Below are 20,923 nucleotides of genomic sequence, written 5' to 3'. Positions count from 1 at the left end.
AACTCCCATGACTTTTCAAATGATATTTGTATTGATTTTAATAATAGCCATGTTGGGTGCGCTGCTTTTGGATGTGGCGCGCCCCGACATGGTGGTATTTTCTGTCCTGGTCATTTTATTGATCACGAATATTTTGAGTCCGAAAGAAGCATTAAGCGGTTTTTCCAACGAAGGGATGCTGACGATTGCACTCCTGTTTATCGTAGCGGGTGCTGTGCAAAAGAGCGGACTTATCGATGAAATGATAACAAGATGGCTTAGGAACAGTAAAACACAAGCAGGTTCGATGGTACGTTTTTTTGTACCAGTATCTGCTTTTTCCGCTTTTTTGAACAATACTCCAATTGTTGTAACCTTCACGCCTGTTATAAAAAAATGGTGTGAGGATCGCGGAATCGCACCGTCCAAATTCTTAATTCCACTATCATATGTAACCATTTTGGGTGGGACTATTACGCTGATTGGTACGTCCACCAACTTGGTTGTGCATGGAATGCTGACCAGTGCACCATACAATATGGACGGATTTTCGCTGTTTACCTTGTCCATTGTCGGTATTCCGATAGCGATTGTCGGAATGATTTACCTGTTTACAATCGGTCACAAGCTTCTCCCGGACAACAAGGGGTTCAGTCAGCGTGTAAAAGAGGACTCCAAGGAGTACATTGCAGAAATGCACGTATCTGACGCGTTTCAGCACATCGGGAAATCGGTTAAAGCAGCGGGTCTCCGTGACTTGAAAGGTCTATACCTGGTTGAAATTATTCGCGGCCAAGATCACATTTCACCGGTTAAATCGACGACTAAGATCAAGGAAGGGGACAGGCTGATTTTTACCGGCCTGATTTCCACAATTGCCGATTTGGAAGATATAAAAGGACTTGAGCTTGAAACAGGCACCAACATTGGGTTGAATGACTTGAAAAATGGAACGTCCAACCTGGTGGAAGTTGTTGTTTCCCATGATTCGGCTCTGACAACAAAGACGATTAAACAGTCTCAATTTCGCTCAAAATTTGATGCCGGGGTTATCGCGGTTCACCGTAATAACGAGCGTATCAACAGCAAAGTCGGTGATATTGTGCTGCGGCCTGGTGACACGCTGCTCTTACTTGCAGGTACTGACTTTTTGGAAAAAAATCAGCAATCCAATGATTTTTATGTGGTATCTTCATTGGATACGCCGGAAAAACTGAAGAAAAACCCTGCAAAAGGCTGGTTTTCAATTGGCTTGCTCATTGTCATGATAGCACTTGTTACAGCTGGCGTGTTCAGCATGTTCAAGGCGATGGCACTTGCGGTACTAATTCTGATTGCAACGAAGATTGTCTCACCGCAGGAGGCAAAGCAATATGTGCAATTTGACGTATTGCTCTTAATAGCCAGTGCCCTTGGTATTGGTGTTGCGATGCAGGAAACCGGGCTTGCTGAGTGGATTGCGACTGTATTGGTCAGCTTCGGAAAGCCATTTGGAATATTGGCGATTATTTTTATGATTTACTTTTTAACGAATCTGTTTACTGAATTGATTACCAATACCGCAGCGGCTGTTTTAATGGTTCCGATTGGGATGGCGCTGGCAAGTCAGTTGCATGTGGAGCCGATGGGTTTTGCGGTTACGATTGCAATTGCTGCATCAGCAAGCTTTATCACACCGATTGGATACCAGACCAATTTGATTGTTTATGGTCCCGGGGGGTATACTTTCAAGGATTATGTCAAGGTGGGTACACCGCTTAGTATTCTCGTTATGGTAACATCGGTTTCAATCATTTATAATGTATGGTTTTAGGAGGAAATATGATGGCAAAATCTGAAAATATTGTATGGCACGATTCAAAGGTTACGAAAGAAGATCGACAGAAGTTGAATGATCACAAAAGTGCGGTCATCTGGTTTACCGGTTTGTCCGGTTCCGGAAAATCAACCGTTTCCGTTGAATTGGAAAAAGAACTGCATGCACAAGGAGTCCGCACTTACCGCTTGGATGGAGACAATGTCCGTCACGGTTTGAACAAGAACCTTGGCTTCAGCCCGGAAGACCGCAAAGAAAACATCCGCCGCATTGGTGAAGTTTCCAAGCTGATGGTTGATGCCGGATTGTTCACACTGACTGCATTCATTTCACCGTATCGAGAAGACCGTGATGATGTGCGTGAACTGCTGGAAGACGGTGAGTTTATTGAAGTATTTGTAAATGCAAGTGTTGAAACTTGTGAATCACGTGACCCGAAAGGCTTGTATAAAAAAGCGCGTGCCGGCGAGATCAAAGGGTTCACTGGAATCGATGCTCCATATGAAGAACCGAAAAACCCGGAAGTTACGGTGGACACAGATAAACAGAGCCTGGAAGAATCTGTTCAGCAAATTGTCGCTTATCTGAAAGAGAAAGGATACGTAAAATAATGGCTGAAGTGAGTCTGAAAAAGCTGTTGGATATTTCTCTGGAAGCGGGGCGCGAAATCCTTGATGTTTATGAGAAGGACATTGAAGTAGAAGTGAAAGCTGATGATTCGCCGCTGACACAGGCAGATCAGCGTTCCCATAAAGCAATTATGAAGGGATTGCAGGATGAATATGCCGCTATTCCGGTATTAAGTGAGGAAGGCCGCGACATTTCGTACGCAGAACGAAAAGATTGGAAACAATTCTTTTTAGTGGACCCGCTTGACGGGACAAAAGAATTTATCAAGAAAAACGGTGAATTCACAGTAAACATTGCGTTGATTGAAGGTAAATATCCGGTAATGGGCGCCATTTATGCACCGGTTCTGGATACATTTTATTTTGGACGCGAAGGTTTGGGAGCATTCAAACTGGAAGGCGTGTCAAAAGCAGACATTGCCGATGACCGTGACCTGGTGGAAAAAAGTGCACGGCTGCCTGAAGTAAAGAATGACAGTGTTATCAATGTTGTGGCAAGTCGATCCCATATGTCAGAAGAAACGGAGGAATTCATCGACGGACTGCGTGCCAATTCAGAAGTTGATGTTGTTTCTGCCGGAAGTTCATTGAAATTCTGTCTTGTAGCAGAAGGAAAAGCAGATTTTTACCCGCGCTATGCACCAACAATGGAATGGGACACAGGTGCCGGACAGGCAATCGTTGAAGCAGCAGGCGGACAGGTGCTGCGGCATGAAGACAAGGAACGTTTTTATTACAATCGGGAAAACCTGAAAAATGGTTGGTTCCTGGCAAAAGCATAAATACTGCAGAATGGACCTCGCCGGGAATTTGGGCGAGGTTTTGTTGTTTATTTAGAGAAAGCATTTGCAGAAAAGATAGGGTTCTTTAGGAAAAAATACGAGCGTTCCTGGGAAAATGCGATCCTTCATAAACAGAATTGCAACATTATAAAACCTGCACACCGATATGTGCAGGTTTGTAAAAGTTGTTACTTGTAGTCACGCTGGAACACACTCATGACAACTGCATCATGATAGCTGCCATTGACAAAAAAGTGTTCTTTCATTTCGCCCTCGATCTGAAAGCCGATTTTTCCATAAATGTGGATTGCCTTTTCGTTCTTCTTTGCTGCATATAAATAAATTTTGTGCAGGTTAAGTTGATTGAATCCATATTCCAGTGCCAGCTTTGTAGCTTTTCCTGCATAGCCGTTACCCTGATGTGATGGATCAATCATAATGCCAAATTCTGCATTGCGGTGCCTGTCATCAATACTGAATAAGCCGACATACCCGATGTTTTCATCCAATAGCGATAAAATGAATTGTCGATGCTCTGTGTTGTCAAGGCTTTTCTCGTACATGTTTTTCAGTTTTTCCATCGACAAATATGGCTCTTCAAACCAGAATTTCATTACATCCGGGTTATTGTTCAGCTTGTGAAGAAATTCCAGATCATTTTTTTCAACTGGACGCAATTGTAAATCTTGTTCCATAATTCTCGCCCCCGTCCTATTTCTTATACAAATTTAATCGTATCAGAAGTGCGGGAGTCCGTCATTTTTTACGATTATTTTGGCGGTCTGTTTTGATGTGCTTTATGGTCCTCCTGCATAGCATTTAATTCTTTTTTGCTTTTGTTCTTTTTCTTCTTTCCTTTACTCATTGGAAACCCTCCTTACCAATAGCTTGAACAAATTGGGCAAAATAATTACGCAAAATCGTGGAAGGATAAAGAACAAGAAGGAGGATTCATATGTCTGAGCAAAATAAAAACCGCAATAAAGATAAAGGTAAACAAAGAAACGTCATTAAATATGACACAAGCCCGAAAAGGCATAAGGAAGAGTTTGCCGAGGATCGAGAGTTCTTAAACCTGGATAACAAGCGGAATAAACGAAAACGATAAGACGAAAAAAGCTGCACATGACGGGGAATGTGCAGCTTTTTATTAATCAATTTGAATAATAATTTTTCCGATATTTTTGTTGTCTTCCATGTGTTCATGTGCCTGCTGAATTTCATCAAATGAATATACCCGGTCAATAATTGGCCGGATTTTTTCGTCCTGAAAGAAAGGAAGTGTGTTTGATGCAAATTCTGCTGTCAGGTCAGCTTTATATTGGTCGCTCCTTGGTGTGAGCAGTGTGCCGGTTAACTGAATTCGTTTCCCCATTAATTCTCCTAAGTTGACTTTCTCCAGTTCCGCACCACCCAGCAATCCAATCAGAACCCATCGGCCATCAACGGCAATGCTGTTCATGTTTTTCCGCCAGTAGGAAGCACCGATAAAATCAAGAATCACGTTGGCACCTTGTTCTTCTGTTGCCCGCAAAACTTCACTATCAAAAGATTGTTCTTTATAGTTGATGCAATGGTTCGCACCCAAGGTTTGAGCAAAATTAAGTTTTTCCTGAGAACCGGCAGTTGTGATGACAGTTGCGTTGCTTATTTGTTTTGCCAGTTGAATGGCTGCAGTACCGACGCCACTACCGCCGGCATGAATCAACGTTGTTTCCCCCGTTGCAAGCCGCCCGTGCCAGTATAAGGTCTGATAGGCTGTCAAAAATACTTCCGGAATAGCTGCAGCCCTTTCAAATGACAGGTTGTCCGGGATTTCCATTGCACGATTTGCCGGCATGACAGCATATTCCGCATAGCCGCCGCCATTCACCAGCCCCATCACACGTGTGCCGGGCTTGATTTTTGTGTTTTCTCCCACTTGTTCAACTATCCCGGCAACCTCGACACCTAAAATGGGATTGTCCAGATACCCAGATTCACTTTTTCGGTTGATAATATCTGTTCGATTAATAGCTGCCGCTTTAACATTAATCAAGAGTTCATCTTTATTCAGTTCTGGTTTTGGGTACTCCTGAATCATTAATTGCTCCGCGCCACCAGGCTGTTTGATAAGAATAGCTTTCATGATTTACCTCCTCCGTCTTTTTGTTTTTGAATTGCCATACGCGCCAGTTTATCTGCATGAGCGTTTTGTTTTTCCGGAATCCATTTAATGAAAAAGTGTGGGAAATCGCCTGCTGCATCTTGTATAAGAATCAGCACGTTCTGAAAGCGTTCATTTTTTGTGAAGTCCTTTTCAATCGTATCAACCGCCAGCTTGGAGTCAGAACGGAATGAAAGAATTTCTCCCGGAAATTGTTCCGCACAAATCTCTAACGCCTTAAGAATGGCTTGAAATTCTGCTTCATGATTGGACATTTCCGGCAGTGGAAAAGAATATTCCAATGTTCCTCCGGCAGCTCTTATATAGATACCTGCACCACTTATGCCGGGATCCCCGCTGGATGCACCATCAGTATATACTTCGATCAAACTTTCATGTCTCCTTTCACATCCTGATATTAGGTCAATTGTATATAAAATTTTTGTTCATGACCAGGAAGCCGAATTGTCCTTGGTTCAACGGATGGAAAAAGTGGAAAAATAATAAATAACTAACAAAATGGTCTTTATTAACGATGAAATTTTACTAAAGTGTCTTTTTAACAGTATTTTCCCGTATTTTGACGGATAATTTTTGTTCGAAGTAAATTTTTGATGATTAGCGTTGAAGAATAATACGGGGTATAATGAAATCAGTATCAGACAGGACAGGAAATTTATTAAATTGGAGGTGATCCTTTGGAAAAAACATTGAAACTAATTCTTGATGAAGTGACCGGCATGCGTTCGGAAATGAATGGGGTTAAGAATGAAATAGGCGGTATACGCACAGATGTAAGCGGGTTGCAGGAAAACATGAGCGTCGTGCGTACAGATGTAAGCGGGTTGCAGGAAAACATGAGCGTCGTGCGTACAGATGTAAGCGGGTTGCAGGAAAACATGGGCGTCGTGCGTACAGATGTAAGTGGATTGCAAGAAAGCATGAGTGGTATGCGTACAGATGTAAATGGTCTCCAAAAAGATATGGGTGGAGTGCATACGGAACTAAAGGGATTGCAGAAAAATGTAGGCAGTCTTCGGACGGATGTCAGCCATTTAAAAGATGGGCAAAGCCGGCTTGAAAACAATCTCGATAACCTGCAAAAAAATTTGGTTAGCAGCCTGGGTGACTATACTGAAAAAATTATCGGTCATATTGACGACAGTACTGAGGCGTTAAATAAAAGGGTCTTTCGGGCAGAATCCAAAATTGAATCATTAAATAAATAGCAGCTTTAGTAAAAAGTACAGTTCAACAATATATTATTTGTAAAAATCGCCTCCATTGGACATCATAAAAAAACGAATGGAGGTTTTTTGATGCAGGATAAAAAACAATCGCTATCACAAGAGGAAACGCTCGAACAAAGCAGGCGTTCCGGGCTTACCTATAACGAAGCCAAAGCGTTTATTGCGCGGACCACAGGGGGGCATAATACGGACATTTACAGTGATACGGATTCAGAAGCAGTCCGAGAGAAAAATCAGGAGTCCATGGACAATCGAAAATCATAACATAGAAGCTCTTTCTCGGAAGGAGCTTTTTCTATTGTTGGAAAATGCGCTATAATATAGGTAATAGTCAGAAAAAAGGGGGAGGCATAATTGATGTTACCAACGAATGTGAAAATTGGAATGATTGGTACAGGTGTAATGGGGAAAAGTATGGCCCAAAATCTGCTGGATGCTGGATATTCGATTCATGTTTATACACGTACAAAGCAAAAGGCAGCAGAATTATTGGAAAACGGTGCAGCCTGGAAAGATTCAGTTGCAGAGCTGGCTCAAGCATCCGATCTTGTGATTACAATGGTTGGCTACCCTTCCGATGTGGAGAGAGTTTATTTTGGCAGCGGTGGTATATTGGAAAACGCCAGGGCGGGTACATATGTGATTGATATGACAACTTCGAAACCGGCACTTGCCACGGAAATTTACAATAGAGCATCAGAACGGGGACTTCACGCAATGGATGCACCTGTGTCCGGCGGCGATGTCGGTGCAAAAAATGGAACACTTGCCATAATGACCGGTGGTGAGCAAAACGTGTTTGATGACATTTTCCCAATATTTGATGTGCTTGGTGAAAACATTATTTTGCAGGGGGAGGCTGGTGCTGGCCAGCATACGAAACTGGCGAATCAGATTGCGATTGCTACAAATATGATTGGCGTCTGTGAAGCAATAGTATATGCAAAAAAGGCTGGCCTGAATCCATCCAGGGTTCTGGACAGCATTTCAACGGGGGCTGCCGGCAGTTTTTCACTGTCCAAGCTTGCTCCGCGAATGCTTAAGGGTGACTATGCACCGGGTTTTTATGTAAAACATTTTATTAAAGATATGGCTATAGCACTTGAGTCAGCTAAGGATATGGGATTTTCCGCACCGGGACTGAAACTATCGCTTGAATTATATAGGGAACTTGCTGAAAAAGGCGAGGAAGACAGCGGAACACAGGCCCTGATTAAGTTGTTTGAGGAGTAAATCAAAAGAATGGTCTTATAAAGGCCATTCTTATGTGAACATCGATGCCGGAAAGGCAAAAGAGGAGAGATATCAATGACACACCAAATCATCGCAGAAGAATACAGGGGTGGAAAACTCGAAAATTTGCATCAGGGATTGGTTTGCGCGGTGAATGCGCAACAGGACGTGATCTATGAAAAGGGAGATATTTATGAGCAGGTCTTTTATCGTTCGGCCATGAAACCAATATCGGCTGCTAAAGTACGGCGCATGAAATTTTTAATGATAATGGAAAAATAGTTGGCGAAACAAAAATTTACGTGTAAGGAATGACGGATTATGCTTGAAGTAATTGTACAAAATAAACAGGAAGCCATAGAGGCGGAAAAATGCGGTGCAGACCGGGTGGAACTGGTTTCAGCCATTCAGGAAGGTGGTCTAACACCAAGTATCGGTACACTTAAACAGGTAATTGGGAGTGTTACCATCCCTGTACAGGTGATGGTTCGCCCACATAGTTATAGTTTTTCATACTCATTAGAAGATATGGAAATAATCCGGGAAGATGTTAAAGCCATACTGGATTTAGGTGGAAGCGGCATTGTGTTTGGTGCTTTGCGGGATGACCATACGATTGATGAAAATAAATTAATGGAAATTATTGAGATGGCGCCACAGCTGGATATTACTTTCCATCGCGCATTTGATGAAGCCGTATCACAAAAAGCTGCATATCGGGTGCTTGCAAAATATAAGTCACATGTCAAACGAATTTTGACATCCGGCGGAGAACGTGACTGTGAACACGGGAAAGACCAATTGCGATCGCTCGTGGAACTGTCCAGGGAAATGGATGGACCGAAGATTATGCCAGGAGCGGGTTTGTCACCTGAAAATATCCGCAGTATACATAGTTTTGTCAGAGCGGACGAATATCATTTCGGAAAGGCAGTCCGGTTGGGAGGCTCTTTTCAGAATGGATTTGATGTGAAAGCGATGCAGCAAATTATGAACTGGACGGGTCATTAAAAAATTTAGTTGCAGGATTTTTCTTTCGTATGTCGAAATAGATATTATTCACAAGAAGGGGGAAGACAGTAATGGTTAAAACATCGATTGTATTTTCTACGGATGACAAAATAAAAGATAGTGCGATTGTCAGTGAGCAGGTTCATAACAGTATGAATTCATATTCTATAATTTTTTTAGATAATGAGATGTTAGTGGCAATAAAAGCCCCTGGTGCATCAAATCAATCGTACGATCAAGTACGGATGACAGCAGGTGATATCGCACGTTCATTACGCAAACAGAAAATCGAAAAAGCTGTTGTTCATGCCAGCCGGCTGACAAAAGCATTTGATGAACTGAATGCAGGTGATGTGCTGACAGCTTTTGTGGAAGGATGGGAACTTGGGGCGTACCAATTTTTACGTTACAAATCTGATCAGGAATCGTTTAAGACCGAATTGCAAGTTTTGGAAGGGAAGCAGACTTTTGTAGAGGCAGGGAAAATCCGTGCAGCGGCAATGGCTTTTTCCCGTGATGTGACAAATGAGATTCCCAGTGCTTTAAGTCCATCTACGTTTCCATCGATTATTCAAAAAGAGTTTGATGGAACAGATGTGGAAGTGAATGTATTAGATAAAGCGGAAATTGTAAATAGAAAGATGAATGGTGTTCTGACCGTTTGCCGCGGCAGTATCCATGAGCCGTCCTTTGTTGAACTAATGTATCGCGGGGATGAAACTAAACCGCTTATTGCACTAGTCGGCAAAGGCGTTACATTTGATTCTGGCGGGATAACGTTGAAAAGGGGCAAAGATATCAGCGGCATGCGTATGGATATGGGCGGTTCCGCGGCAGTTCTTGGTGCAATGAAGCTGCTCAGTGAATCCAATGCCGATGTAAATGTTGTGGCACTGATTCCGATTGTGGAAAATATGCCCGACCGTAAAGCTGTTATTCCAGGCGATGTCATTCATTATAAAAATGGATTAAATGTGCAGGTTGGAAACACAGATGCGGAAGGAAGGCTGATTTTGGCAGACGGTTTGATTCGGGCAGGTGAGCTGGAGGCTTCGTACGTGGTAGATATTGCAACGTTAACCGGATCGATTGGCAATGCACTTGGCTCAAAACTTGCTGGCGTCTTCGGGGACGTGGATCTTTCCCGGAAGATGCATGAAATTGGCCGGAAAAATGGTGATTTTAATTGGCCGATGCCGCTTGTTGATGCATATGACAATTATTTGGATAGTGACTATGCGGATTTCAATAATACGAGCGGAAAAGGTGAAGCCGGATCGATTGTAGCTGCGCTGTTTTTGCGACGATTTGTTCCGGAAAATTGCCGATGGCTGCACATTGATATGGCGGGTGTAATGGCAAGTCAGGAAAATGGATACTACTCAAAGGCAGCATCCGGATTCGGTGCAAGACTTTTGGCCGATTACACTGTGGATGTTTCAAAGTAAAGTTGTTTTGTAATGCAGTGCTGGGACCTAAATAGTCTTTCGGTTCTTTTTTTCGACAGGCTGTTTACATTGGTATATTTAGGGAAAAGATAAATAGACTGATTTATAATGAGTCCATTTTTTGGTTTAGAAGGAGTTGAATACGATGTCTGCAGATACGATTAAATTACTTAAAAAAGAAACAGTCGCAAACGATACAATGGCGTTCCATTGGGAAATGCCGGATGGATTTGAGTTTCGGGCCGGTCAGTTTGGTGATTTCACGTTGATTGATCCGGGTGTAACGGATGAGGATGGCAATACAAGGGCATTTTCGTTTGTATGTGCTCCATCCGAAAATAAGCTGGTTACGGCGACACGGATGCGTGATTCTGCATACAAACGGGTACTGAAGGATATGCCTGAAGGGACTGAAGTGAAATTTGACGGTCCACACGGGAATTTTACATTGCATAAAACCGAATCAACACCGGCTGTATTTTTGATTGGAGGTATTGGAATCACGCCAATACGAAGCATGATTGCTGAGGCAACGAAGAACCAGACTTCACATGACATGACATTGCTGTATTCCAATCATACCCCGGATGATGCGCCATTCATGGCAGATTTTGAAAAATTTGAAGATCAAAACCAGAATTTCAAATTTGTGCCTGTCATGACACAGTCGAATGACTGGAGCGGCGAAAGCGGTCATATTGATGCTGATATGCTCAAGCGACATGTGTCCGACATAAGCAAACCGATTTATTATTTGGCTGGACCCGCCGGCATGGTGAAAGCCATGTATCAATTGCTTGTTGATGCCGGAGCAAACGAAGATAACATCCGTGCCGAAGAATTTTCCGGCTACTAAAAATAGGATTTAATCCGAAATATCATAGTCCGAGCACTATGATATTTTTTCGAAAAAATTCGGGTGGTGCCTGGCACCGCCCGAATTTTATTTGTATAATGGATAAATTAGAGAGGGGGCAGTGGATGTGAATAAATGGGCGTTTATGATGGCGTCGGTTACGATTGTCATTTGGGGGTCGACGTTTGCTGCCATCCGGGCCAGTTTGCATGGTGGCTACAGTTCCGGTCATCTTGTGCTGACAAGGTTTTTGATAGCATCGGCAGTATTTTTGGTGTATGCACTTTGGCCGGGAACAAAATTCCGGCTGCCGGCGAAAAAAGATCTTGTGAAAATTTTACTGCTTGGCTGGGTTGGTATCAGTGTTTATCATATTGGAATTACCTTTGGTGAACAAACGGTCCCGGCTGGTACAACGGCGATGCTTGTTGCCTCTGCACCGATTTTCACTGCAATTATCGCCGCGATTTTCCTGAAAGAGCGTCCGAGTCTTTTTGGCTGGATTGGACTCGGTGTCGGCTTCCTGGGGATTTTTCTGATTACACTCGGTTCACCTGGTGCATCGTTCGGTATTTCATCAGGGGCATTGCTGATTATAATTGCATCGATGGCAACGTCGGCCTTTTTTGTTTTTCAGAAACCGTTGCTTACGCGCTACCGACCGATTGAATTAACAGCGTATTTCACATGGGCGGGAACACTGCCATTTTTTGTTTTTTCTCCAGGTTTATTTGAAAGTATTCAAGGAGCAACACTGGAAGCTAATTTGTCGGCAATATATGTTGGTGTTTTTCCAGCAGCAATCGCTTATGTAACGTGGGCAATAGCATTATCTTCAGGTGAAGCCGGAGCTGTAACGAGTATGATGTATGTTGAACCGGTTTTTGCCATTCTCGTTGCTTGGATATGGCTCAATGAACTGCCCAGCCTGTTATCTGTTGCAGGCGGAATTATTGCCATTGCGAGTGTCATTTTGGTGAATGCGTTTGAGCGCAGGCGGCGAGTTAGCCAAACGAATTTCTCAAAATAATACTTCTAACCAGTTTTTTCGTGCATACAGTAATGAATGTGCATTTATTACCGTGGGGGAGGATCGTATATGCCGTATGGTAAGTATTATTTGGAACTGAATGTGCCGATACGCAATGTCTGGTCATTTGTATCGGATGTTAATAATTTGGCACCATTAATTCCCGGATATGTTAATCATGAAATTCAGAGCAATACCCGATCTGTCTGGCAGGCAAAAGGTGAGGTCGGATTTGTGCAAAAAGAAATTCGGATGCAGCTGGATATTACCGGAATTCAAGAACCTGAACGGATATCATTTACTGTAACCGGGTTAAATGAAAACTTTTCCGGAGACGGATATTTTAAAGCTAAAAAAGTTCATGACCGGAAGACTGTTATGACGGGCTGCCTTCAGGTTACCGCAAAAGGCTGGACCGGTGCAGTATTGAATCCGGTTTTAAAGCAGCTCGTTCCGAAAACAACAGAAAGATTCACAAAAGCGGTCGCGGACAGCATTGCTGATCGTGAACCTGCTATAACATAGTGCATGTTTAACAGAAAACATTTTGTGATAAATCCTTAAGTAGGTATGCATATTAGTCGAATGCCTATCACAAAGGAGGTTTTTCAAATGGTAGTGTCTTATAAACACGAACCATTTACAGATTTCACAAATGAAGAAAATCGTCAGGCATATGAAGATGCACTGAGCAGGATACGCCGTATGGATTTGGGGAAAGAATATCCGCTTATTATCGGCGGACAGCGTATTTTTACTGATGACAAATTGGAATCCTTTAACCCATCCAATACATCTCAGTTGATTGGATCTATATCCAAAGCGAAAAAGGCGCATGTTGATCAGGCGATGGATGCAGCCTACAAGGCATTTGAAACATGGCGTGAATTTTCACCGGAAGAAAGAGCAGATGTATTATTTAAAACAGCCGCCATCGTTCGCCGGCGCAAACATGAGTTTTCCGCAATGATGTCGTATGAGGCCGGTAAACCATGGGGCCAGGCGGATGCTGATACTGCGGAAGCAATCGACTTTCTGGAGTATTACGGCAGACAGATAATTGAACTTGGCAAAGGAAAAGAAATCAATGACCGTCCATTTGAAAATAATACGTATTTTTATCAGCCGATAGGTCCGGGAGTAACGATTCCACCGTGGAACTTCGCATTTGCGATTGTGTGTGGAACAACAGTCGGCCCAATCGCAGCGGGGAATCCAGTTCTCCTGAAACCTTCAGAAAACACACCAGTGATTGCCTGCAAACTTGTGGAAGTGCTTGAAGAGGCAGGACTTCCTGCTGGCGTTGTGAACTACTTGCCGGGTGAGCCGAATGAACTTGGCGACTACATGGTTGATCATCCAAAAACACACTTTATTAATTTTACCGGCTCCAGGCAAACAGGTACGCGGATTTATAAACGCGTTGCGGAAGTGCAGGAAGGACAAAATTTCCTAAAGCGGGTTGTCGCTGAAATGGGTGGAAAGGACACCATTATCGTGGACAATGAAGCAGACCTGGATTTGGCTGCTGAAGCGATTGCTCAATCCGCATTCGGGTTCCAGGGACAGAAATGTTCCGCATGCTCGCGTGCTGTTATTCATGAAGAAGTTTATGATGAAGTATTGGCTAAAACGGTTGAGCATGCGAAGGAAATTACTGTTGGCGATCCCGCAGCAGAAAATCCATATATGGGTGGTGTCATTAACCGGAAACAGTTTGATAAAATCAAAAACTATATTGATATTGGCAAAAATGAAAGCAGACTTGCATTTGGCGGTGAAACAGATGATTCGAAAGGGTACTATGTTTATCCAACGATTTTTGCCGATGCGGAACCGGATGCAACCATTATGCAGGAGGAAATTTTCGGGCCGGTTGTTGCGTTCGCCAAAGCAAAGGACTTCAGTGAACTGCTGGATATTGCCAATAATACGGATTACGGCCTGACTGGTGCCGTCATTTCCAATAACCGCAAGCATCTCAACAAGGCAAGGTATGATTTCCACGTTGGAAACTTATATTTCAACCGTGGCTGTACCGCATCAATTGTCGGATACCACCCATTTGGCGGATTCAAAATGTCTGGTACAGATGCCAAAGCCGGCGGACCGGACTACCTTTTAAATTTTCTTGAAGCAAAAACAGTTTCAGAAACATTATAGAGAGGAGTGGGCCATCGCGACGATGGCTCTTTTTTCATGAAAAGCTCATTTTCGGAAACCCTAAGTGTCAGAATGCAAATCAATTTATTTACATATTGCATAGAATACCTTATAATCAATTAGGCGTTAATTCCGATAAGTTTACTGGGGGTAATGAAATGAAAAAATTAATATATGCATTTTTATTGGCAGGGCTTGTCCTTGGACTTGCAGCATGCGGCTCTGATGAGGAAAATGGTCAGACCAATAGTGCAAAAAATAAATCGGGAGACTTGTATGACAAGGTGATGGAAAGCGGTGTACTGACAGTCGGAACGGAAGGAACCTACGCACCGTTTACATTCCACAATTCAGAAGGAAAACTGACTGGCTATGACGTTGAAGTTATTCGTGAAGTCGCCAATCGCATGGGCGTTGACGTGGAATTCAGGGAAACACAATGGGATTCAATGTTTGCCGGATTGAATGCGGAACGTTTTGATATGATTGCAAACCAAGTTGGGATCAATAAGGAGCGAAAGGCTAATTATGATTTTTCCATACCATACACGTATTCAGAAGCCGTCATTGTGACACCGAAAGACGATCAATCAGTGGATTCTTTTGATGACCTGGAAGGCAAGAAGTCAGCACAATCGCTGACAAGCAACTATCAGAAAATCGCCAAAGAAAATGGTGCTGAAATTGTCGGAGTGGAAGGTCTTGCCCAATCAATTGAACTGATCAAACAGGGCAGAGCGGATCTGACAGTCAATGATAAGCTTGCAGTGTTGGACTATATCAACCAAGAAGGCGGCAAACAGATTAAAATTGCTGCCGAGGAAAATAATGCTTCTGAAACAGCATTTACATTCAATAAAGGAAATGAAAAGTTAGTAAAAGCTGTTAATAAGCAACTGAAAGCAATGAAAAAAGACGGTACGCTGACAAAAATCGCAAAAGAATGGTTTGGTGAAGATGTTTCTGTCAAATAGTCTGCTGTTAACAATCGATGCGACAATGGGCGGCTGGGAACTGTTTAAAAATTCTCTTATGCCAATGATAATGGGCGGGATAAAATATACAATCCCGCTTACATTAATTGCATTTACAGTGGGTCTTTTGCTCGCTTTATTGCTTGCTGTTATGCGTCTGTCAAAATCACCAATCGTGCGTGCACCTTCCGTGGCAATTGTGTCAGCCGTGCGTGGAACGCCATTGCTGGTTCAGTTATTTATTGTATTTTACGGTCTTCCAAGTCTGGGGGTAACCATTGATCCGTTTCCAAGTGCAATAATCGCGTTTTCTATCAATGTTGGTGCATACGCATCGGAAATTATTCGTGCGTCGATTTTATCCATTTCAAAAGGCCAGTGGGAAGCTGCCTATACAATTGGGATGACGCCTAATACAGCGTTACGGCGGATTATTATACCACAGGCAGCCAGAGTATCGGTACCACCGTTGTCCAATACATTTATCAGTCTTGTAAAAGATACATCATTGGCATCACTCATTCTTGTAACGGAACTCTTTCGGAAGGCACAGGAAATAGCTGCCGTTACGTATGATTTTATGCTGATTTATATTGAAGCGGCCATTTTATACTGGGTCGTCTGTTTTCTGCTGTCTCTTGTACAGCAAGCAATTGAGACCCGTCTGGAACGTCATGCTGCTTAGGAGGTGCGGTCAGAGGTGTATTTAAATATAGAAGGGTTATCCAAATCATTTGGTTCCCTGGAAGTTTTGAAGGAATTAAATATCACGATTGAAAAAGGAAAAGTCCTGTCGATTATCGGTCCATCCGGTTCAGGAAAAACAACGTTATTGCGTTGCCTGAATGCATTAGAACTACCTGACCAGGGGACATATACATTTCATGATGGATTCAAACTGGATTTCTCCAAAAAAATGACAAAAAAGGATGTTCTAAAGCTGCGCCGAAAGTCAGGCATGGTATTCCAGTCATATAATCTTTTCCCGCACAAAACTGCACTGGGAAATGTGACGGAAGGCCCTGTTATTGTACAGAGGCGTAATAAGGGAAAAGAGCGGGAGCGCGCACTTGAGCTTTTGACAAAGGTTGGTCTGAAAGATAAAGCAGATCTTTATCCACACCAGCTTTCCGGCGGGCAGCAGCAGCGAGTCGGCATAGCGCGAGCATTGGCCATTGAACCGGAACTGATGTTGTTTGATGAACCAACATCGGCGCTTGACCCCGAATTAATTGGTGATGTCTTATCTGTCATGAAGGATTTGGCGAAAGAAAATTGGACAATGGCGGTTGTCACGCATGAATTGCAATTTGCCGAACAGGTATCGGATGAAGTGATTTTCATGGATGGCGGCTACATTGTCGAGCAGGGCCCGCCTAGTGAAGTTCTAAGGGCTCCAAAAGAGGAACGTACCAAGCAATTCCTGCAGCGGATATTGAATCCGTCACAATAAGTAAAAAACACCTTTTCCTGGTAATGTGGGAAAGGTGTTTTATTTGTTATTAAACGTGTGACATCGCATTATTATTGCATTCCAAAAAAAGTGCAATTCCCGTAATCAGGAATTGCACTTTATGATGGAGCATATCGGGCTCGAACCGATGACCTCTTCGCTGCCAGCGAAGCGCTCTCCCAACTGAGCTAATGCCCCGTTGACTCCGATATTTATTATATGACTTCTTATAAAAATTTTCAAGTAGTATTTTTATAAAATAGAGTCTCAGCAGAAAAATAAAGTCCTTCTTAAATCAGCTTTTATGAAGGGTTAAAACTTTTGCATTTACAAGTTGCTGCAAAAATATTTAAAAAAAGGTTGACCTGATGACAAAAACGGTATATGATTGTTCGCAATATAATTTTTTGAAATCGATGAGGAGAACGAGGGGCAATTTTTATATTCACAGAGATTCGGGGGTGCTGGGATCCCGAAAGTATATGCTGCTCCAACACCATCTCTGAGTGCCGGGCCGAACGGGATTTCCCAGTAGGTCAGGCCGGGTGATTGCTCACCTGTTATCAAAACCGGACTGCATGCAGTCACATGAGGTAGCATTTTCAATAGTGCTATAAAATTGGGTGGAACCACGGAAGGAAGACTCTTTTCGTCCCGATAATTTTGGTTAATACCGGAATTATGGGGGCGTGAAGAGTCTTTTTATATTTTATAAATGAGGTGAAAACATGGAAAAAGGAATTTCTGTCGGTCTTATGGGGTTTGGAACAGTTGGTATGGGAGTTTTCCGGTTAATTGAAAATCACCGGGAAAAATTGCAGCACCAACTTGGCTGTGATATTACCGTAAAGCGCATTTTAGTCGTGGATCCGGATAAGCATCGCGATATCCAAGTCAATTCGAAACTGCTCACTGTTCATGTTGAGGATATATTGGAGGATCCGGAAATTGATATTGTGATTGAAGTAATGGGTGGTATCGAGCAGACACGGGACTATTTGAAAAAAGCGTTCCAACATAAAAAGCACGTTGTGACCGCTAATAAAGATTTAATGGCCTTGCATGGGACAGAGCTTGAAAATGCCGCTTCCCGCAATCAATGCGATTTGTTGTATGAGGCAAGTGTTGCAGGCGGGATTCCGATTATCCGTACGGTTAAAGATGGTCTTATCGCTGATGAAATCCAAAAAATCACAGGGATTGTGAATGGAACAACGAATTACATTTTAACAAAGATGGATGATGAGGGTCTTGCATATGAAGATGCATTGCAGAAAGCGCAAGAGCTTGGTTTTGCTGAAGCAGATCCATCCGGTGACGTGGATGGACTTGATGCTGCCAGAAAAATGGCTATTCTTGCCAGACTTGCCTTTTCGGTTCCTGTAGACTTAGCTGATGTGGAAGTGCGGGGGATCCGGAATTTTCCGGTGGATGATCTGAAGTTTGGCAGAAGACTTGGTCTGACGATGAAACTTGTTGGTGTAACCCAAGTTCGCGACCATCAGGTTGAAGTCGGTGTGGAACCAGTATTTTTACCGGAAAAACACCCTCTCGCAGCGATAAAAAATGAAAATAATGCGGTTTTTGTAAACAGTGCCGCTGTTGGGGAGACAATGTATTACGGACCTGGTGCGGGAAGCCTGCCGACTGCTGCAGCTGTTATGTCGGACGTCGCAGCTGTAGTAAAGAATATGATAACTGGAATTCAGGGCAAAAGTTATTTGGAACCAAGTTATGAAAAGAAAATCCTTGCGTCTCATCAGCGGTTCGGAAGTTATTATGTCAGGCTGCATGTACAAGACGTGGCAGGGTCATTTACGATAATATCGTCAATTTTCAATGAACTTGATATAAGCTTTGAACGGATTTTGCAGGTTCCTAAAAAGCAGGATAATGGAACTGCGGAAGTAATCATCGTAACACATGAAACAACACAGGATAAAATCGGGAAAGCACTTGAAAATTTGCAAACAAACGATGTTGTGGAAGAAGTAAAAAGCAGTTATCGCATTGAGGGAGGAATGGCGCAATGAATTGGCGTGGAATAATTGATCACTACAAAGCATTTTTACCAGTGTTCGAGACTATACCGGGTTTGACACTGCATGAAGGGAATACACCACTGATCTATTTCGAAAATTTATCTGCGGAGCTTGGCATTACGTTATACGGGAAAGTGGAAGGTGCCAATCCAACCGGCTCGTTTAAAGACCGGGGGATGGTTGTTGCGGTTGCCAAGGCAGCAGAAGAAGGCAGCAAATCGATCATTTGTGCATCAACAGGCAACACATCGGCATCAGCAGCGGCATATGCAGCCAAAGCTGGTATGCATGCACTGATTATTATCCCGAAAGGAAAAATTGCGCTTGGGAAACTGGCCCAGGCAAAAATGTATGGTGCTGAAATTATTGAGATTGAAGGCAATTTCGATGACGCGCTTCGAATGGTCCGAAAAATTACGGAGCAAACACCGGTCACACTTGTGAATTCTGTAAATCCATACCGGCTGGAAGGGCAAAAAACAGCTGCATTTGAAGTGTGTGATTTTCTTGGATCAGCACCGGATGTTCTTGCAATACCGGTTGGCAATGCCGGGAACATCAGCGCATACTGGAAAGGATTTAAAGAATATGATCAAGTTAAAAATACCGGTTTGCCGCGAATGTTCGGTTTCGAAGCAGAAGGAGCAGCGGCAATCACAACTGATCAAGTTATCACGAGTCCGGAAACTGTTGCCACAGCTATACGTATCGGAAATCCAGCCAGCTGGGAACTGGCTGTTGCGGCACGGGATGAATCACACGGAAAAATAGATGCCGTAACGGATGCGGAAATTATGGAAGCATTTCAACTGCTGACACGTAAGGAAGGTATTTTTGCGGAACCAGGTTCGTGTGCCTCCATTGCCGGGTTGATCAAAGAATGCCGGTCGGGAAGCATTGCGAAAGGCAGTACTGTTGCAGCTGTGTTAACAGGTAATGGGTTGAAAGATCCACAGACAGCGATGGAGCAGGTGCATGTGGACCCTGTTTCCCTTCCGAATGATGAAGATACTGTAGTTGATTATGTGCTTGGCAAGGTGCGCTCATGAATAAATTCAGTATGTCCATCCCCGGCTCATCCGGTAATCTCGGGCCGGGCTTCGACTCGTGCGGGATGGCGGTAAATCTCTATTTAACATTGCACGTTGAGGTGCAGGAACGCTGGGAATTTTTCCATGAGTCACCATACCTGCCGCCAGTGGAGAATGATGCGGATCACCTCATTTTTCAAACTGCGAAGCAAACAGCAGAACGACATCAAAAACAGCTGCCAAGCTGTAAAGTGGTCGTGGAAAGTGATATTCCGCTTGCACGCGGGCTTGGCAGCAGTGCATCGGCTGTGTTGGCAGGAATTGAAATGGCTAATCAGCTCTGTGAAATAGGATTAACCGACGAGCAGAAATTGCAGTATGGTACAGAACTGGAGGGGCATCCGGATAATATCGCACCAGCCTTATACGGTGGTATTGTATTCAGTGCCGTTACGGAAGAACGAATCGAGCATATACAGGTGTCCACCCCAGAATTGGGGCTTGTTGTCCATATACCCGATACAGAATTAAAAACAGAAAAAGCGCGGCAGCTTGTTCCCGAATCTTTTCTAAGGAATTATGCTTCGTCCGCAAGTGCTGTCAGTAATGTTATGGTGGCGGCATTGCTGGTAAGTGACTATCGACTTGCCGGACGTATGATGGAACAGGATTTGTTTCATGAGCCATACCGGGCAGGCGTTGTTCCAAACTATGAACTGATCCGGAACGAAGCAAAAAAAGCTGGTGCATTCGGTTCCATCATAAGCGGTGCCGGACCATCAATGATTTCATTTGTTCCGGAAGCTGAAGGAAAATTGGTTCGCGATCATATGCGACGGAAGCTTCCTGATTATAAGATAGCTGTATTAGAAATAGATATGACCGGATTGCAGGTGGGAAAATAGTCTGAGCTGAAAGAAAGCTCAGGCTATTTTTTGCTATAATAATGAATTCGCTTAAGTTTGATCAAATTCGGCTCCAATCCGGTTTTACTTGGCTTAAGTTCACACCAAATCGGCCCAAGTTCACTATTTTTCCGCTCAAAAGTCCACTGCATTTCTGCTTAAACATACTCATTGA

At 43.3% G+C, this 20,923-nt stretch carries 23 protein-coding genes and 1 tRNA gene; 20 read left to right on the top strand and 4 right to left on the bottom strand.

The window, feature by feature from the left end:
- Positions 1 to 7: 7 nt before the first annotated feature.
- Genes B1K71_RS14725 through cysQ form a run of 3 tightly spaced genes read left to right on the top strand, consistent with a single transcriptional unit; the run spans position 8 to position 3,206 of the window.
- Positions 8 to 1,792 (top strand): SLC13 family permease, encoded by a 1,785-nt coding sequence (locus B1K71_RS14725; protein ID WP_077328360.1) that lies wholly within the window; start codon positions 8 to 10, stop codon positions 1,790 to 1,792.
- Positions 1,793 to 1,803: 11 nt separating this feature from the next.
- Positions 1,804 to 2,406, top strand: a complete 603-nt coding sequence (gene cysC, locus B1K71_RS14720) for an adenylyl-sulfate kinase (RefSeq protein WP_077328358.1) — start codon at positions 1,804 to 1,806, stop codon at positions 2,404 to 2,406.
- Positions 2,406 to 3,206, top strand: coding sequence for a 3'(2'),5'-bisphosphate nucleotidase CysQ (gene cysQ / locus B1K71_RS14715; RefSeq protein ID WP_077328356.1), 801 nt, complete (start codon positions 2,406 to 2,408; stop codon positions 3,204 to 3,206). Before cysC ends, cysQ begins: the two co-directional genes overlap by 1 nt.
- A 188-nt stretch (positions 3,207 to 3,394) precedes the next feature.
- Here cysQ and B1K71_RS14710 read toward each other — a convergent pair whose 3' ends face one another.
- Positions 3,395 to 3,901 (bottom strand): GNAT family N-acetyltransferase, encoded by a 507-nt coding sequence (locus B1K71_RS14710; RefSeq protein ID WP_077328354.1) that lies wholly within the window; start codon positions 3,899 to 3,901, stop codon positions 3,395 to 3,397.
- A 260-nt stretch (positions 3,902 to 4,161) separates the two neighbouring features.
- Here B1K71_RS14710 and B1K71_RS19965 point away from each other — a divergent pair, with 260 nt between their 5' ends.
- Entirely contained in the window at positions 4,162 to 4,314 is a 153-nt protein-coding gene (locus tag B1K71_RS19965; RefSeq protein ID WP_175631923.1) for a hypothetical protein, read from the top strand.
- 42 nt (positions 4,315 to 4,356) lie between these two features.
- Here the strand turns inward: B1K71_RS19965 and B1K71_RS14705 are convergent, their stop codons facing one another.
- Both B1K71_RS14705 and B1K71_RS14700 read right to left on the bottom strand, forming a co-directional pair.
- Positions 4,357 to 5,334: an NAD(P)H-quinone oxidoreductase gene (locus B1K71_RS14705; RefSeq protein WP_077328353.1), complete on the bottom strand. Its 978-nt coding sequence runs from the start codon at positions 5,332 to 5,334 to the stop codon at positions 4,357 to 4,359.
- A complete protein-coding gene (locus B1K71_RS14700; protein WP_077328351.1) occupies positions 5,331 to 5,741 on the bottom strand; it encodes a ribonuclease HI family protein in 411 nt (136 codons plus the stop codon). The genes B1K71_RS14705 and B1K71_RS14700 overlap by 4 nt, the downstream gene beginning before the upstream one ends.
- A gap of 309 nt (positions 5,742 to 6,050) precedes the next feature.
- Here B1K71_RS14700 and B1K71_RS14695 point away from each other — a divergent pair, with 309 nt between their 5' ends.
- The 13 genes from B1K71_RS14695 (at position 6,051) to B1K71_RS14635 (ending at position 16,770) form a co-directional block, all read left to right on the top strand.
- The gene (locus B1K71_RS14695) at positions 6,051 to 6,581 is read left to right on the top strand and encodes a hypothetical protein (protein ID WP_077328349.1); all 531 of its coding nucleotides are present in this window, start codon (positions 6,051 to 6,053) and stop codon (positions 6,579 to 6,581) included.
- Between the two features lie 90 nt (positions 6,582 to 6,671).
- Positions 6,672 to 6,866 (top strand): hypothetical protein, encoded by a 195-nt coding sequence (locus tag B1K71_RS14690; RefSeq protein WP_077328347.1) that lies wholly within the window; start codon positions 6,672 to 6,674, stop codon positions 6,864 to 6,866.
- 93 nt (positions 6,867 to 6,959) lie between these two features.
- The gene (locus B1K71_RS14685) at positions 6,960 to 7,835 is read left to right on the top strand and encodes an NAD(P)-dependent oxidoreductase (RefSeq protein WP_077328346.1); all 876 of its coding nucleotides are present in this window, start codon (positions 6,960 to 6,962) and stop codon (positions 7,833 to 7,835) included.
- Positions 7,836 to 7,910: 75 nt separating this feature from the next.
- The gene (locus B1K71_RS14680) at positions 7,911 to 8,117 is read left to right on the top strand and encodes an asparaginase (protein ID WP_077328344.1); all 207 of its coding nucleotides are present in this window, start codon (positions 7,911 to 7,913) and stop codon (positions 8,115 to 8,117) included.
- Positions 8,118 to 8,156: 39 nt separating this feature from the next.
- A complete protein-coding gene (locus B1K71_RS14675; RefSeq protein WP_245799293.1) occupies positions 8,157 to 8,846 on the top strand; it encodes a copper homeostasis protein CutC in 690 nt (229 codons plus the stop codon).
- Positions 8,847 to 8,917: 71 nt separating this feature from the next.
- On the top strand, positions 8,918 to 10,294 hold the full coding sequence (locus B1K71_RS14670) for a M17 family metallopeptidase (RefSeq protein WP_077328340.1): 1,377 nt from the start codon (positions 8,918 to 8,920) through the stop codon (positions 10,292 to 10,294).
- Positions 10,295 to 10,439: 145 nt separating this feature from the next.
- Positions 10,440 to 11,150 carry an FAD-dependent oxidoreductase gene (locus B1K71_RS14665; RefSeq protein WP_077328338.1) on the top strand — a complete coding sequence of 237 codons (711 nt, stop codon included), beginning with the start codon at positions 10,440 to 10,442 and terminating at the stop codon, positions 11,148 to 11,150.
- A 127-nt stretch (positions 11,151 to 11,277) separates the two neighbouring features.
- Positions 11,278 to 12,180: a DMT family transporter gene (locus tag B1K71_RS14660; protein ID WP_077328336.1), complete on the top strand. Its 903-nt coding sequence runs from the start codon at positions 11,278 to 11,280 to the stop codon at positions 12,178 to 12,180.
- Positions 12,181 to 12,249: 69 nt separating this feature from the next.
- Positions 12,250 to 12,705: a CoxG family protein gene (locus tag B1K71_RS14655; RefSeq protein WP_175631922.1), complete on the top strand. Its 456-nt coding sequence runs from the start codon at positions 12,250 to 12,252 to the stop codon at positions 12,703 to 12,705.
- Between the two features lie 87 nt (positions 12,706 to 12,792).
- Positions 12,793 to 14,343, top strand: coding sequence for an L-glutamate gamma-semialdehyde dehydrogenase (gene pruA, locus B1K71_RS14650; RefSeq protein ID WP_077328332.1), 1,551 nt, complete (start codon positions 12,793 to 12,795; stop codon positions 14,341 to 14,343).
- A gap of 158 nt (positions 14,344 to 14,501) precedes the next feature.
- Positions 14,502 to 15,317 carry an amino acid ABC transporter substrate-binding protein gene (locus tag B1K71_RS14645; protein WP_077328330.1) on the top strand — a complete coding sequence of 272 codons (816 nt, stop codon included), beginning with the start codon at positions 14,502 to 14,504 and terminating at the stop codon, positions 15,315 to 15,317.
- On the top strand, positions 15,301 to 16,002 hold the full coding sequence (locus B1K71_RS14640) for an amino acid ABC transporter permease (RefSeq protein WP_077328328.1): 702 nt from the start codon (positions 15,301 to 15,303) through the stop codon (positions 16,000 to 16,002). The genes B1K71_RS14645 and B1K71_RS14640 overlap by 17 nt, the downstream gene beginning before the upstream one ends.
- 15 nt (positions 16,003 to 16,017) lie before the next feature.
- Complete coding sequence (locus B1K71_RS14635) at positions 16,018 to 16,770, top strand: amino acid ABC transporter ATP-binding protein (RefSeq protein ID WP_077328325.1); 753 nt, start codon at positions 16,018 to 16,020, stop codon at positions 16,768 to 16,770.
- A gap of 125 nt (positions 16,771 to 16,895) precedes the next feature.
- Here the strand turns inward: B1K71_RS14635 and B1K71_RS14630 are convergent.
- Positions 16,896 to 16,968, bottom strand: a tRNA-Ala gene (locus B1K71_RS14630).
- Positions 16,969 to 17,498: 530 nt separating this feature from the next.
- Here B1K71_RS14630 and B1K71_RS14625 point away from each other — a divergent pair.
- Genes B1K71_RS14625 through thrB form a run of 3 tightly spaced genes read left to right on the top strand, consistent with a single transcriptional unit; the run spans position 17,499 to position 20,748 of the window.
- A complete protein-coding gene (locus B1K71_RS14625) occupies positions 17,499 to 18,803 on the top strand; it encodes a homoserine dehydrogenase (RefSeq protein WP_077328323.1) in 1,305 nt (434 codons plus the stop codon).
- Positions 18,800 to 19,861 (top strand): threonine synthase, encoded by a 1,062-nt coding sequence (thrC, locus tag B1K71_RS14620; protein WP_077328320.1) that lies wholly within the window; start codon positions 18,800 to 18,802, stop codon positions 19,859 to 19,861. The genes B1K71_RS14625 and thrC overlap by 4 nt, the downstream gene beginning before the upstream one ends.
- Positions 19,858 to 20,748, top strand: a complete 891-nt coding sequence (thrB, locus tag B1K71_RS14615; protein ID WP_077328318.1) for a homoserine kinase — start codon at positions 19,858 to 19,860, stop codon at positions 20,746 to 20,748. The genes thrC and thrB overlap by 4 nt, the downstream gene beginning before the upstream one ends.
- Positions 20,749 to 20,923 lie beyond the last annotated feature (175 nt).

It is taken from the genome of Virgibacillus siamensis, assembly GCF_900162695.1.
GTDB lineage: Bacteria > Bacillota > Bacilli > Bacillales > Amphibacillaceae > Lentibacillus > Lentibacillus siamensis_A.
The sequence above is the reverse complement of the archived record's forward strand: the minus strand, read 5'-3'. Positions and strand labels throughout refer to the sequence as shown.

Bases quoted from the DNA above. Each gene is read 5' to 3' on its own strand.
- B1K71_RS14725 (WP_077328360.1), top strand. From the start codon at position 8: ATGACTTTTCAAATGATATTTGTATTGATTTTAATAATAGCCATGTTG.
- cysC (WP_077328358.1), top strand. From the start codon at position 1,804: ATGGCAAAATCTGAAAATATTGTATGGCACGATTCAAAGGTTACGAAA.
- cysQ (WP_077328356.1), top strand. From the start codon at position 2,406: ATGGCTGAAGTGAGTCTGAAAAAGCTGTTGGATATTTCTCTGGAAGCG.
- B1K71_RS14710 (WP_077328354.1), bottom strand. From the start codon at position 3,901: ATGGAACAAGATTTACAATTGCGTCCAGTTGAAAAAAATGATCTGGAA.
- B1K71_RS19965 (WP_175631923.1), top strand. From the start codon at position 4,162: ATGTCTGAGCAAAATAAAAACCGCAATAAAGATAAAGGTAAACAAAGA.
- B1K71_RS14705 (WP_077328353.1), bottom strand. From the start codon at position 5,334: ATGAAAGCTATTCTTATCAAACAGCCTGGTGGCGCGGAGCAATTAATG.
- B1K71_RS14690 (WP_077328347.1), top strand. From the start codon at position 6,672: ATGCAGGATAAAAAACAATCGCTATCACAAGAGGAAACGCTCGAACAA.
- B1K71_RS14685 (WP_077328346.1), top strand. From the start codon at position 6,960: ATGTTACCAACGAATGTGAAAATTGGAATGATTGGTACAGGTGTAATG.
- B1K71_RS14680 (WP_077328344.1), top strand. From the start codon at position 7,911: ATGACACACCAAATCATCGCAGAAGAATACAGGGGTGGAAAACTCGAA.
- B1K71_RS14675 (WP_245799293.1), top strand. From the start codon at position 8,157: ATGCTTGAAGTAATTGTACAAAATAAACAGGAAGCCATAGAGGCGGAA.
- B1K71_RS14670 (WP_077328340.1), top strand. From the start codon at position 8,918: ATGGTTAAAACATCGATTGTATTTTCTACGGATGACAAAATAAAAGAT.
- B1K71_RS14665 (WP_077328338.1), top strand. From the start codon at position 10,440: ATGTCTGCAGATACGATTAAATTACTTAAAAAAGAAACAGTCGCAAAC.
- B1K71_RS14655 (WP_175631922.1), top strand. From the start codon at position 12,250: ATGCCGTATGGTAAGTATTATTTGGAACTGAATGTGCCGATACGCAAT.
- pruA (WP_077328332.1), top strand. From the start codon at position 12,793: ATGGTAGTGTCTTATAAACACGAACCATTTACAGATTTCACAAATGAA.
- B1K71_RS14645 (WP_077328330.1), top strand. From the start codon at position 14,502: ATGAAAAAATTAATATATGCATTTTTATTGGCAGGGCTTGTCCTTGGA.
- B1K71_RS14640 (WP_077328328.1), top strand. From the start codon at position 15,301: ATGTTTCTGTCAAATAGTCTGCTGTTAACAATCGATGCGACAATGGGC.
- B1K71_RS14625 (WP_077328323.1), top strand. From the start codon at position 17,499: ATGGAAAAAGGAATTTCTGTCGGTCTTATGGGGTTTGGAACAGTTGGT.
- thrC (WP_077328320.1), top strand. From the start codon at position 18,800: ATGAATTGGCGTGGAATAATTGATCACTACAAAGCATTTTTACCAGTG.
- thrB (WP_077328318.1), top strand. From the start codon at position 19,858: ATGAATAAATTCAGTATGTCCATCCCCGGCTCATCCGGTAATCTCGGG.